This is a genomic window from Streptomyces sp. B21-105, assembly GCF_036898465.1.
Classification (GTDB): Bacteria; Actinomycetota; Actinomycetes; order Streptomycetales; family Streptomycetaceae; genus Streptomyces.
On sequence record NZ_JARUMJ010000001.1, the window covers coordinates 6801101 to 6813184 of the forward strand.

Genomic DNA, 12084 nt, shown 5'->3' on the forward strand with positions numbered 1-12084 from the left:
ACGAGCCGGGCGCGGCCCCGTTCTCCTGTGATCAGGCGGCAGCGCGGCGGGCCAACTCGTCGGCCTCTTCCTGCGCTTCCAGCCACGCCGCGACGACGTCACGGCGGTACAGAACTCCGCGGCCGGCCTTGACGCCCTTGGGGCCGGTGCCCCGGTGACGCCATCCGCGCACCGTGGCCACGGACCTACGGACGTGGACCGCGAGTTCCTTCGTCGTCATGAACGGCGAGTCGGTGTTGGGCTCGCTCATCGTGTGCTCCTTCGGCTCCTTCGAGTTCTTCGACTGGGCAGTTCAGGCCCCGCGCGATCCGGACCAGAACCTCGGGTTGCGGGGCGCGCTCACCGCGTTCGATCCGGGACAGATGGCTGGGGGAGACACCGACGGCGGATGCGAAGGCGCGTAGGCCTTGACCGTTGTGTTCTCGCCGTCGTCGGATTCTCGGACCATCAACCTGCATGCCGTGACGATACGCAACGAAGCGCATCGATGCAACGTATTGAGCAGAGTTAATGCGAGACAAACGTTCGGTATGTCGAGTTGACGGGTTCTCGCATGTCGATCGGGGTCCGGCCGCTCTACCCTGTTGCCTGTTGTTGCCGGTCGTTGACTGGCACGGACACGAAGGGGCGCTTCGTGATGACCATGACCCAGGACCCTGATGCATGGGGGCGTCTAGGACGCGCACTGCGCGCGGCGAGGGAGAGACAAGGGCTGACCCAGGACGAACTCGCCCAGCGCGCGGGCGTCTCGACGAAGAGCGTTCAGGACGCGGAGGCGGGTCGTGTGCCGAAGAGGCGCATGCCCTACACGCTGGCCCCCATCGCAAAAGCGCTGGGCTGGCCGCCAAGCGCGATCGATGCAGTGCTCGCGGGTGGTGAACCGCCAGGCGGCTGGCAGGACATCCGGGTTGAGGCCACCGACGATCAGGTAGGGGCGGTCATCTCCAACGCCATGGTCCGAGCATTGGACAACGTGACGTCGGTCGAAATCCGTAAGGCGACCAGGATCGCGCTCGAGGACTTGCGTCGTCGCGGCTTGCTGCGCGAGTAACAGACTGAGCGCTACTGAACGTTTTGCAACGAAACGCTTAGCAACGAGACGTAACAGGTTTACTCTTCTCAGACTCGGACGGTCACGTTCCGCCAGGGGGAGGCGTACAGCCTGTGCACAAACGTTCCGTTGTCATCACCGTCGCTGATCTTCAGTCGTCCCGCATCGCGGCCTTCGTGGCAGTGATCGACGGCGCTCCGGTCGCTGTCATCAACGCACGCGCGAGAGAGGACCCCGAGATCCGAGAGCAGGCAGCCGCCGTGCTCGCCGATCTCGGGGTCGACGATCGCACCATCCAGGAGGTGGTCAATGGGATACGTGGTTGACCGGTGGCACCTGTCAACTCCCCCCAAGGGCGCCGCAGAATGCGGCGAGCACAAGGGCAAGGTCGCCGCCAAGGCGCACGGCAAGGGCAAGCGCTGGCAGGCCCGCTACAACGGCCCGGACGGTGCCGAGCGGACATCCCTGCACCGCACCAAGCCCGAGGCCGAGAAAGAGATCACGAAACAAGAGGCCTCGAAACTCGACGGATCGTGGATCGATCCCGACCGAGGCAAGACGAAGATCGAACAGGTCGTGTTCGACATCTGGCTCCCAGCGACCAACACGATCGAACGCACCAAGCGCGAGTACCGCGGCACGATGAACCGCTACCTGATACCCGAGTGGGCAGGGCGCGAGGTCCGCTCAATCCGCCCGAGCGAGGCCGGCGCGTGGCAGAACCTGCTCACCAGCAAGTACGAGCTCGGCGGGACCACCCCCAACCGCGTCTCCCGCCTGGTGCGCTCGGTGTTCCGGATGGCCGTCATCGACCGCATGATCCCCGTCTCGCCTTTCGACGGCATCAAGGCTCCCACGCTGGTCGAGGCGCACATCGACCCGCCGGACGTGAGCACCGTCCGGCTCATCATCAGGGAGGCCCACCGGGACAGGTGGGCGGTGATGGCCCAGCTGGACGCCCTCACGGGCATGCGCTCAGGCGAGATCCGCGGTCTGCGCGTCGACAATCTGCGCCTGCTGAACCAGGCCCTGGACGTCCACCAGCAGCTGGTGTACGAGCCGGGCAAGGGCTACTACCTCGACAAGCTCAAGACCGGGGCCGGTCGTCGCACGCTGCCCCTCAACAAGGCGGCGATCAAGCTCCTCGCCTGGTACCTCTCGAAGTACCCGCCCCCCAAGGAGGGCGAATGGGCGGGCCTGGTCTTCACCATGCCGGGCGGCAAGCCGATCGGTGAGTCCACGCTGGACTGGGCCTTCAAGGCCATGTGCACCAAGGCGAAGGCCAGACGCTACCGATGGCACGACCTGCGGCACCACTACGCCTCCGTGCTGATCGCCGGGGGAGAGAACCCGAAGGTCGTCTCGCGGCGGCTTGGGCACACGGACGTGGCGTTCACCATGCGGATCTACGCCCATCTCTTCGCCGAGGCCGAGGAGCAGACGCGGTCCGTTCTGGATGCAGCATGGGCCGAGCCGGATGAGACTGGCGGGAGCGGCTCGGAAAGTTCCGAGCCGGCCGGAACGAATCCGGAACCCGTCCCCAGGGAGCGCGCCCTTGTCCAGGTCAATCCATGATCTCGGAGTTCATCACTGGATGTTCCAGGCGGAGAACGCGTGAGGGTGCGGGTCTGTCGGCAGGCGGTAAGGGCTCGGCCGGCCCGGTGGCGGTGTGCTCAGGGTGCTCCGGGTGCTCCGGGTGCTCCGGGTGCTCCGGGTGCTTCGAGGGGGCAACGGGCGCGGGTGTGGGCGAGGGAGTCTCGACGTCGTGAGGGAGTTCCGCGTGCGGAAGAGCTTCGGGTGAGGTCGGGCTGGAGGTGACGGGGCTGTGGCGAGGCGAACAGCCGGGGGCAGGTGGGGACACGGGCGGGTGGCCGCTGCGGGCCTCGGTCTGGGAGCGGGGGCTGTGTGGTGGTGGGCTGTGGTTCGGCTCGCGGTGGCGCCCGACGCCGGTGTGCTGGAAGGCGCGGTCGCGGCAGGGGGGTGGGGCCTGAGCCTGCTCCCGGTGCACTGTGTGGCCAAGGCGCGGGCCGTGGGGGTGGTTGCGGACGGGCGGTGGCGGGGTGCTTGGCGGGGCGTCTCGCGGGGCGTCCGGCGAGGGGACGGACGCGGCACGGCGCGCGAGGACTGAGGGGTCTGTGGGGTCTGTGAGGGCTGTGACGGCCGTGGGGACGGGGACTGCGAGTGAAGGGGGCGACGGGTCTGCGGGGTGGGCGGATGTGAGGCGGGCGCGGTGTGGGGCGGGGCGCGCAGACGGGGCGCGCAGACGCGGCCCGGGCGGCGGTCCTGCGACGCCGTCGGCTACCAGGGCATGCTCACGCCGCCGTTCGGGCGGAGGATCTGGCCCGTCGTGAACGCCGACGCGTCCGAGGCCAGGTGAAGGACGGCGTGGGCGATGTCCTCCGGTTCGCCGACCCGGCCCAGTGGTGACATGCGGGACATGAGCGCCTCGGTGTGCTCCTGTGCGCCGGCGTCGTGGCGGTCGGTCATCGGCGTGCGGATCCAGCCCGGCGCGACGGCGTTGACGCGGATGCCGTGTCGGCCGACCTCCGTCGCCAGCGTCTTGGTCAACTGGACTACGGCCGCCTTGGCCGCGCCGTAGCAGAGCAGACCGGGGCCGCCGGTGTCCACGGCGCCGGACGCCATGGTGACGATGCTGCCGCCCGCACCGCCTGCCAGCATCAGCCGGGCCGCCTCCTGGCACGCGTACAGCACGCCCTTGAAGTTGACGGCCAGGACACGCTCGAGGTCCTCGTCGCGGGTCTCCAGGACCGGGCTGCTGTGCATGATCCCGGCGACCGCCGCCATGACGTCCAGCCGCTCGCACGACTCCACGGCCTGCCGCACCTGGACCCGGTCGGTGACGTCGAGGTGGTGGGCGTGGGCGGTGCCGCCCTGGGCCTTGATCAGGATTGCCGTCTCCTGCAGCCCCTGGGCGTCCCGGTCCGCTCCGTGCACGGCGGCGCCCGCCTGGGCGAGCAGGACGGCACAGGCACGGCCGATTCCGCTTGCGGCGCCGGTGACGAACGCGGTGCGTCCGGTGAGGTCGTACGCCTTCACGGCCATGAAAGGACGGTACGAGGGTTTCTGACGGTCCGTCAATCAGTTGGCGCGCTCACTGCGCGGTGCGGGGGCGGGGGCTGGGGCGGGTACGAGTCTGGCGCGCGGGTGGGGAGCCGGGTGCCGGGACGGGGCCCGTCTGGCAGACGGGGCACCAGTAGGCGGGGCGTTCCCGGGAGCCGTCGCCCTGGTCGGCCACCCGGATCGGGGTGCCGCAGCGCAGGCAGGGGCGGAAGGCGCGGCCGTAGACGAACAGGTCCTGGCCGCGCCGGCCTGTCGTGTTGCGGTTCGGACGGTCGCGGTTGGCCTCCAGGAGCTTCTTCGCCAGCTCGGGGAGCTTCTGGGCGCGATCGGCGGGGAGCGTGCCGACCGGGAGCCACGGGGTGGCGCCGAGGAGGAAACAGAGCTCGCTCTTGAAGACGTTCCCGATGCCGGCGAGATTGCGCTGGTCGAGGAGGGCCTCGCCGAGGGCGCGGGCGGGGTCGGCGAGGAGGTTGGCGAGGGCCTGCTCGGGGTCCCAGTCGGGGCCCAGGAGGTCGGGACCGAGGTGGCCCACGGCCCGCGGTTCCTCACCGGTGCGCAGGAGCTCGAGAACGGGCAGGCGGTAGCCGACGGCCGTGCGGTCGTGGGTGCCGAGAACGGCCCGGATCTGGTGCCCCGGGCCGCCGGTCCAGCGCTGCCCGTTCGCGTACACCTTCCAGGAGCCGTCCATCCGCAGGTGCGAGTGGAGCGTCAGGCCGCCTTCGACCCGGGTGAGGAGGTGTTTGCCGCGTGCGGTGACGTCGAGGACGGCGCGGCCCGTGAGGTCGGAGGTGGCGAACTTGGGGACGCGCAGATCGGAGCGGGTCAGCACCTTGCCCGCGAGGGCCTCGTGCAGCCGCCTCGCGGCCTGCCAGACGGTGTCACCTTCGGGCATGCGTCAAGGGTGACACGGGGGAGACGGGCGGGCTCGGGGACACTGGCGGCCGGACGGGGTCGATCGTCGTCATGCGCGCAGTCGCAGGCCTCGTGGGGTCGCGATGAAGCCCGCCCCTTCCAGCAGGGCGCCGATGGGCGAGGTGAGCGCCGAGCTGCCGTTGACGCGCTCCACCGTGACCGTGCCCAGGGCGCCCGCGCGCGCGGCCTCGGCGAGGACCTGTGCGGCGGCCTGCAGTCGCGGGTCGTCGGCGGGCGCGTCCTCGCTGTCCGGAGCGGAGGGCCACGCCAGCAGCGTCTTTCCGCCGCGCTCCATGTAGAGCGTCAGTTCGCCGTCGACGAGGACCACCAGGGAGCCGGCCTTGCGGCCCGGCTTATGGCCGGCGCCGCTCGGCGGATCGGGCCAGCCGAGTGCGGCGCCGTAGGCGTTCGCCGGGTCGGCGGCGGCGAGGACGACGGCACGGGAGGCGGGCGACGTGTCGCGGCCGTTGTGCACGCCACCTGGGCCGGACCGGCCGGGGAAGCCGGTCCCGTGCGCGAAGGCGCCGCCTGCGCGGGGTCCGCCCGCGCCGGGAGAGGCGAGATCGCGGGGCGAGACGTACTCGTCGGCGGCGGCCGGGCCCCTTCGCGGGGCGAGGGGGGCTGTGAAGGAGGCGCGGTCGCCCGGGATGTCCCACGCGTCGTCGGCCGGTAGGTCGTCGGGGAAGACGAAGTCCTCCTGGGCGTGCGCCGCCGGGTTCGGGCCGGGCAGGGCCTCGCCGCGGTCGCGGGCGTTGGCCACCGCGCGCAGGCGGTCCACGGCGCCGTCCATGGCGAACTGGGCGGCGCCGAGGCCTTCGACGACGTACCCGCGGCGGGCCTGGCCGCTCTCCTCGAAGACGGACAGGATGCGGTACGTCGCGGAGAAGCCGCCCTCGACGCCCTCGGCCGCGACCGCTCCGCGGGTCACCACGCCGTGCCGGTCGAGGAGGGTGCGGGCGAGGGCGTGGGCACGGACCGTGGGATCGGGCTCGTGAGCGGGGAGGAGGGACCAGCGGCCGGCGACGGTCGGAGGGCCGCCGCGGGAGGAGGGGCGGGCCGCTGCCGTCAGCGAGCCGTAGCGGCCGCGGGGGACCGCGCGCTTGGCGCGGTGAGCCGTGGAACCGGCCGTGCGGCCCGAGCCCAGGAGGGAACGCATGGGGGTCAGCGTGTCGTTGGTGAGCCGACCGGACCATGCCAGGTCCCAGACGACGTCGGCGAGTTGGGGATCCGTGACGTCGGGGTGGGTGGTGGCACGGACCCGGTCGGCGATCTGACGGAAGAACAGGCCGTAGCCCGCAAAGAGCGCGTCCAGCACGGACTGGTGCAGCGCCGTCAGCTCCAGCGGGTGCGGTGGAGGAAGCAGCAGGGGCGCGGAGTCCGCCACGTACAGGGAGATCCAGCCGTCCTTTCCGGGGAGGGCGCCGGCGCCGGCCCAGACCACCTCGCCGGCCGCGGTGAGTTCGTCGAGCATCGCAGGGGAGTAGTCGCGCAAGCGGGACGGCAGGACGAGCTTCTCCAGGGCCGAGGCGGGCACCGACGCACCCTGCAACTGCTCGATCGCGCGCACGAGTCCGTCGACGCCGCGCAGTGCGTGGCCTCTGCCGATGTGCTGCCACTGGGGCAGGAACTGGGCGAGCGCGGGCGGTGGCACCGGTTCCAGTTCGTGCCGCAGCGCGGCCAGGGAACGGCGGCGCAGCCGGCGCAGGACCGTCGCGTCGCACCACTCCTGGCCGATGCCCGCCGGGTGGAACTCGCCCTGGACGACGCGCCCGCTCGCCGCGAGCCGCTGGAGGGCGCCGTCGGTGACCGCCGCGCCCAGGCCGAACCGGGCGGCCGCGCCCGCGGAGGTGAAGGGGCCGTGGGTGCGGGCGTGGCGCGCGAGGAGGTCGCCTAGGGGGTCCTTCACGGGCTCCGTGAAGGCCTCCGGCACGCCGACCGGCAGTGCGGTGCCGAGCGCGTCGCGCAGCCGTCCGGCGTCCTCGATCGCGGCCCAGTGGTCGGCCCCGGCGACGCGGACCCGGATGGCACGGCGGGCGGCGGCCAGCTCCTGCGCCCAGTGCGGTTCGGCGCCCCGCTCGGCCAGTTCGGCGTCGGTGAGCGGGCCGAGGAGGCGCAGCAGGTCCGCCACGCCTTCGGCGTCCTTCGCCCGGCGGTCCTCGGTGAGCCACTGGAGCTCCTGTTCCAGTTCGGCGAGGACGTCGGCGTCGAGCAGTTCACGCAGCTCCGCCTGGCCGAGCAGTTCGGCCAGCAGGCGGGAGTCCAGGGACAGGGCGGCGGCGCGGCGCTCGGCGAGCGGGGAGTCCCCCTCGTAGAGGAACTGGGCGACGTAACCGAAGAGGAGGGAGCGGGCGAAGGGGGACGGCTCCGTGGTGGTGACCTCGACCAGGCGTACTCTGCGCGACTCCAGGTCGCCCATGAGCTCCACGAGGCCGGGGACGTCGAACACGTCCTGGAGGCATTCGCGGACCGCTTCCAGCACGATCGGGAACGAGCCGAACTCGCTCGCCACCTGCAGCAGTTGAGCGGCGCGCTGACGCTGCTGCCACAGCGGGGTGCGCCTGCCCGGGTTGCGGCGCGGCAGCAGCAGCGCGCGGGCGGCGCACTCGCGGAAGCGGGCCGCGAACAGGGCCGAACCGCCGACCTGGTCGGTGACGATCTGATCGACCTCGCCCTTGTCGAAGACGACGTCCGCCGCGCCGACCGGGGCCTGTTCGGCGTCGTACTCCGTGCCGGCCTTCAGGGGCTCCTGGTCGAGGAGGTCCAGGCCCATCAGATCGGCGTCGGGCAGCCGCAGCACGATCCCGTCGTCGGCGTGCATCACCTGGGCGTCCATGCCGTACCGCTCGGAGAGCTTCGCTCCCAGCGCGAGCGCCCAGGGGGCGTGCACCTGGGCGCCGAAGGGGGAGTGGACGACGACGCGCCAGTCACCCACTTCGTCGCGGAAGCGCTCGACGACGATCGTGCGGTCGTCGGGGACATGGCCGCAGGCCTCACGCTGCTCGTCCAGGTAGGAGAGCACGTTGTCCGCCGCCCACGCGTCGAGGCCCGCGGTGAGCAGGCGCAGCCGGGCGTCCTCCTTGGACAGTGAGCCGACCTCGCGCAGGAACGCGCCCACCGCGCGGCCGAGTTCCAGTGGCCGGCCCAGCTGGTCGCCCTTCCAGAACGGCAGACGACCCGGGACGCCGGGGGCGGGGGAGACCAGGACACGGTCGCGGGTGATGTCCTCGATGCGCCAGGAGCTGGTGCCGAGCGTGAAGACGTCGCCCACGCGGGACTCGTAGACCATCTCCTCGTCGAGTTCACCGACCCGGCCACCGCCCTTCTTGGGGTCGGAGCCCGCCAGGAAGACGCCGAACAGGCCGCGGTCGGGGATCGTGCCCCCGGAGGTCACGGCGAGGCGCTGGGCGCCGGGGCGGCCGGCGACCGTGCCTGCGACCCGGTCCCACACCACGCGCGGGCGCAGCTCGGCGAACGCGTCGGAAGGGTAGCGGCCGGCCAGCATGTCCAGGACGGCCGTGAACGCGGACTCCGGCAGCGACGCGAAGGGGGCGGCGCGGCGGACCAGGGCCAGCAGGTCGTCCACCTGCCAGGTGTCGAGGGCCGTCATGGCGACGAGCTGTTGCGCCAGGACGTCCAACGGGTTGGCGGGGACCCGCAGGGACTCGATCGAGCCCGTGCGCATCCGCTCGGTCACCACGGCCGCCTGGACGAGGTCGCCCCGGTACTTCGGGAAGACCACGCCGGTGGACACCGCGCCCACCTGGTGCCCCGCACGTCCGACGCGCTGGAGACCGGAGGCCACCGAGGGCGGCGACTCCACCTGTACGACGAGGTCCACCGCGCCCATGTCGATGCCGAGTTCGAGACTGGAGGTCGCCACCACGGCGGGCAGCCGGCCCGCCTTGAGGTCCTCCTCCACTAGGGCGCGCTGCTCCTTGGAGACCGAGCCGTGGTGGGCGCGCGCGATGATGCTCGGGGCTCCCTGGGCGGCCCCGGAGCCGCCCATCAGCTGGGCGGGGGAGTGGTGCTCCCCCAGGGGCTCGCCGGTGGCGCGCTCGTAGGCGATCTCGTTCAGCCGATTGCACAGGCGCTCGGCGAGACGGCGCGAGTTGGCGAAGACGATCGTGGAGCGATGCGCCTGGACGAGGTCGGCGATCCGCTCTTCGACATGCGGCCAGATCGAGGGGCGCTCGGCTCCTTCGCTGCCCTCGGCGACGGGGGAGCCGCCCAGCTCGCCCAGGTCCTCCACCGGGACGACGACCGAGAGATCGAACTCCTTGCCGGACTTCGGCTGGACGATCTCCACCTTGCGGTGCGGGGAGAGATAGCGGGCCACCTCGTCGACCGGACGGACCGTGGCCGACAGGCCGATGCGGCGCGCGGGCCGGGGCAGCAGTTCGTCCAGCCGCTCCAGGGAGAGCGCGAGGTGCGCGCCGCGCTTGGTGCCCGCCACCGCGTGCACCTCGTCCAGGATCACCGACTCGATGGCGGTCAGCGCATCGCGCGTGGCCGACGTGAGCATCAGGAACAACGACTCCGGCGTCGTGATCAGGATGTCCGGCGGGCGAGTGGACAGCGCACGGCGCTCGGCGGGCGGGGTGTCGCCGGAGCGGATGCCGACCTTGATCTCCGGCTCCGGCAGGCCCAGACGCACGGACTCCTGACGGATGCCCGTCAGCGGACTGCGCAGGTTGCGCTCCACATCGACCGCGAGGGCCTTGAGCGGGGAGACGTAAAGGACCCGGCAGCGCTTCTTCGGATCGGCGGGCGGGGGCGTCGAGGCCAGCTGGTCCAGGGCGGCCAGGAAGGCGGCCAGCGTCTTGCCGGAACCCGTCGGGGCCACCACCAGCACGTCGGAGCCCTCACCGAGGGCCTGCCACGCGCCGGCCTGGGCCGCGGTGGGTGCGGAGAACGCCCCCGTGAACCAGCCGCGGGTCGCGGGGGAGAAGCCGTCGAGGGCCCGGTGTGCGGAGCTGACCATGCGTCCATCCTGCACCTCCCCACCGACAATGGCCCTGAGCTGCGAGAACACGGCAGGTGAGAGTCGTGTGGAGCGGCGGCCGTCCTCGTCCCCTCCGCCACGTCGGCGTCCGGTAGGCGCGTCGCGGAGAATGGCCGGGTGGCGAGTTCGGGTTCGGGAGAGCGGGCGCGGCACTGGCAGTATCCGGAACTGCCCGGTGTCGACCTCCTGCGGGCCCGCTATGTCCGCAAGGCGTTCGTGCGGCACACCCACGAGCACTTCGTGATCGCCGGCATCGCCGAGGGGGTGGAGGTGTTCCAGCACAACGGCTCCGACCAGCACGTGGGAGCCGGAGCGCTGGCCCTGGTCAACCCCGACACCCCACACACCGGACGCGCCGGAGTGCCGGAGGGGTGGAGGTACGGGGCGGTGTATCCGTCACCCGGTCTGGTGGCCGAGATCGCGGCCGAGACGACGGCCCTTCGCGGCACCCCGGGCTTCGTCAGCCCCGTGCTCGACGACCCGTACGCGGTCGCGCTCGTCCACCAGGTGCTCCGAGCCGCCGACGAGGGCAACGCGCTGGCCGCCGACACGCTGTTGAGGGTGGCCGTCACCCGGCTGCTGCGGCTCAACGGCGGGCCGCTGCCGCAGCGGGAGGTACGGTCCGCCGGCGCACGGATCGCCGCACGCGCGCGCGGTGTGCTGGAGGAACGGCTGACGGACCCGCCGACCCTGGAACAGCTGGCCACGGACCTGGGAGCCAGCCCGTTCGCCCTGCTGCGGGCCTTCCGGGACGCGTACGGACTGCCGCCCCACGCCTGGCTCACCGACGCCCGCGTGCGTCGGGCGCGACGGCTGCTGGACGCGGGTACGGCGCCGGCCGAGGCGGCCGTCGCGGTGGGATTCACCGACCAGCCCCACCTCAACCGCCACTTCACGAGAATCGTGGGAGTCACCCCGGGGGCGTACCAGCGCGAGCGCAAGAATGTACAAGACCCGCCCGGGTCGCTGCTCGTACCGTCCTGGTCGTGACAGAACAGACAGCTTTCACGGAGATACCGGCCGACGACGGAGGAAAACCCGACGCCGCCGTCGTACGGGACGCCCTCGGGGTCGGCATCGCCGTAGGACTCTCCGGGTTCGCCTTCGGGGTGACCTCGGCGGGCAGCGGACTCTCGGTGTGGCAGACCTGCGCGCTCAGCCTCCTGGTGTTCACCGGCGCGTCCCAGTTCGCGCTCGTCGGAGCGCTGGCCGCGGGCGGCAACCCCCTGACAGCGGCCGCGGGCGCCTTCTTCCTGGGCGTGCGCAACGCGTTCTACGGATTGCGCCTGTCGCAGCTGTTGGCCCTCCCGCGCGCGGTGCGCCCGTTCGCCGCCCACTGGGTGATCGACGAGACGACGGCGGTCTCGCTGGCGCAGCCGGGACGGCGCGCGGCACGCCTCGGCTTCGCGGCCACCGGGCTGAGCCTGTACGTCCTGTGGAATTTCACGACGCTGCTGGGCGCTCTGGGCGCCGAGGCCATCGGAGACACGGACGCGTGGGGTCTGGACGCGGCCGGCCCCGCCGTCTTCCTGGCGTTGCTCGCGCCCATGCTGAAGACCGCCACCGAGCGGACCGTCGCCGCGATCGCGATGCTCCTCGGGCTCGGACTGCTGCCCTTCCTGCCCGCCGGGGTGCCCGTTCTGGCGGCCGCACTCGCCGTGCCGGTCGTCCTGTACCTCGAGGGCCGGCGCGGAGCCGGCCGCGACGACGCCGAGGAGGAAAAGCGTTGAACACCTGGATCGCGATCGCCGCGACGGCGCTCGGCTGCTACGTCGTCAAACTCGCCGGGCTGCTCGTCCCCGCGGGCGCGCTCGAACGGCCTCTGGTCAGGCACTCCGCCGCGCTGCTCCCGGTGGCGCTGCTGACTGCCCTCACGGCCCAGCAGACCTTCGCCGACGGGCATGCGCTGGTGCTGGACGCCAGGGCCGCGGGGCTGGCCGCGGCCGCCGTCGCCGTCGTGCTGCGGGCTCCGTTCCTGCTCGTCGTTGCGGCAGCCGTGGCGGTGACGGCGGGGGTCCGGGCCCTGGGCGGCTGAGGG

General features: G+C 72.2%; 12 protein-coding genes. 7 read left to right on the top strand and 5 right to left on the bottom strand.

Features of this window, described 5'->3' with window-relative positions; genetic code table 11:
• Positions 1-31: 31 nt before the first annotated feature.
• Both QA802_RS30900 and QA802_RS41700 read right to left on the bottom strand, forming a co-directional pair.
• On the bottom strand, positions 32-250 hold the full coding sequence (locus tag QA802_RS30900) for a helix-turn-helix transcriptional regulator (RefSeq protein ID WP_319596582.1): 219 nt from the start codon (positions 248-250) through the stop codon (positions 32-34).
• Positions 186-665, bottom strand: a complete 480-nt coding sequence (locus tag QA802_RS41700) for a helix-turn-helix domain-containing protein (protein WP_443042194.1) — start codon at positions 663-665, stop codon at positions 186-188. Before QA802_RS41700 ends, QA802_RS30900 begins: the two co-directional genes overlap by 65 nt.
• Between QA802_RS41700 and QA802_RS30905 the strand changes: the two genes are divergently transcribed.
• The 4 genes from QA802_RS30905 (at position 638) to QA802_RS30920 (ending at position 3179) form a co-directional block, all read left to right on the top strand.
• Positions 638-1051 carry a helix-turn-helix transcriptional regulator gene (locus QA802_RS30905; protein WP_334529457.1) on the top strand — a complete coding sequence of 138 codons (414 nt, stop codon included), beginning with the start codon at positions 638-640 and terminating at the stop codon, positions 1049-1051. The two genes, QA802_RS41700 and QA802_RS30905, sit on opposite strands and share 28 nt — an antisense overlap.
• Before the next feature lie 113 nt (positions 1052-1164).
• Positions 1165-1377 carry a hypothetical protein gene (locus tag QA802_RS30910; protein ID WP_334529460.1) on the top strand — a complete coding sequence of 71 codons (213 nt, stop codon included), beginning with the start codon at positions 1165-1167 and terminating at the stop codon, positions 1375-1377.
• The gene (locus QA802_RS30915) at positions 1361-2626 is read left to right on the top strand and encodes a tyrosine-type recombinase/integrase (RefSeq protein WP_334529463.1); all 1266 of its coding nucleotides are present in this window, start codon (positions 1361-1363) and stop codon (positions 2624-2626) included. The genes QA802_RS30910 and QA802_RS30915 overlap by 17 nt, the downstream gene beginning before the upstream one ends.
• Positions 2627-2918: 292 nt before the next feature.
• Complete coding sequence (locus tag QA802_RS30920; RefSeq protein ID WP_334529466.1) at positions 2919-3179, top strand: hypothetical protein; 261 nt, start codon at positions 2919-2921, stop codon at positions 3177-3179.
• 170 nt (positions 3180-3349) lie between these two features.
• Here the strand turns inward: QA802_RS30920 and QA802_RS30925 are convergent, their stop codons facing one another.
• From QA802_RS30925 to QA802_RS30935, 3 genes are all read right to left on the bottom strand, one after another.
• Positions 3350-4114 carry an SDR family NAD(P)-dependent oxidoreductase gene (locus QA802_RS30925; protein WP_334529469.1) on the bottom strand — a complete coding sequence of 255 codons (765 nt, stop codon included), beginning with the start codon at positions 4112-4114 and terminating at the stop codon, positions 3350-3352.
• A gap of 49 nt (positions 4115-4163) precedes the next feature.
• A complete protein-coding gene (locus tag QA802_RS30930; protein WP_334529472.1) occupies positions 4164-5024 on the bottom strand; it encodes an Fpg/Nei family DNA glycosylase in 861 nt (286 codons plus the stop codon).
• 69 nt (positions 5025-5093) lie between these two features.
• Positions 5094-10025: an ATP-dependent helicase gene (locus QA802_RS30935; RefSeq protein WP_334529475.1), complete on the bottom strand. Its 4932-nt coding sequence runs from the start codon at positions 10023-10025 to the stop codon at positions 5094-5096.
• Positions 10026-10163: 138 nt separating this feature from the next.
• Between QA802_RS30935 and QA802_RS30940 the strand changes: the two genes are divergently transcribed.
• The 3 genes from QA802_RS30940 to QA802_RS30950 are packed head-to-tail and all read left to right on the top strand — an operon-like array spanning position 10164 to position 12081.
• Entirely contained in the window at positions 10164-11036 is an 873-nt protein-coding gene (locus tag QA802_RS30940; protein WP_443042195.1) for an AraC family transcriptional regulator, read from the top strand.
• Positions 11033-11776 (top strand): AzlC family ABC transporter permease, encoded by a 744-nt coding sequence (locus QA802_RS30945; protein WP_443042196.1) that lies wholly within the window; start codon positions 11033-11035, stop codon positions 11774-11776. Before QA802_RS30940 ends, QA802_RS30945 begins: the two co-directional genes overlap by 4 nt.
• Positions 11773-12081 carry an AzlD domain-containing protein gene (locus tag QA802_RS30950; RefSeq protein WP_334529478.1) on the top strand — a complete coding sequence of 103 codons (309 nt, stop codon included), beginning with the start codon at positions 11773-11775 and terminating at the stop codon, positions 12079-12081. The genes QA802_RS30945 and QA802_RS30950 overlap by 4 nt, the downstream gene beginning before the upstream one ends.
• Positions 12082-12084: the final 3 nt, after the last annotated feature.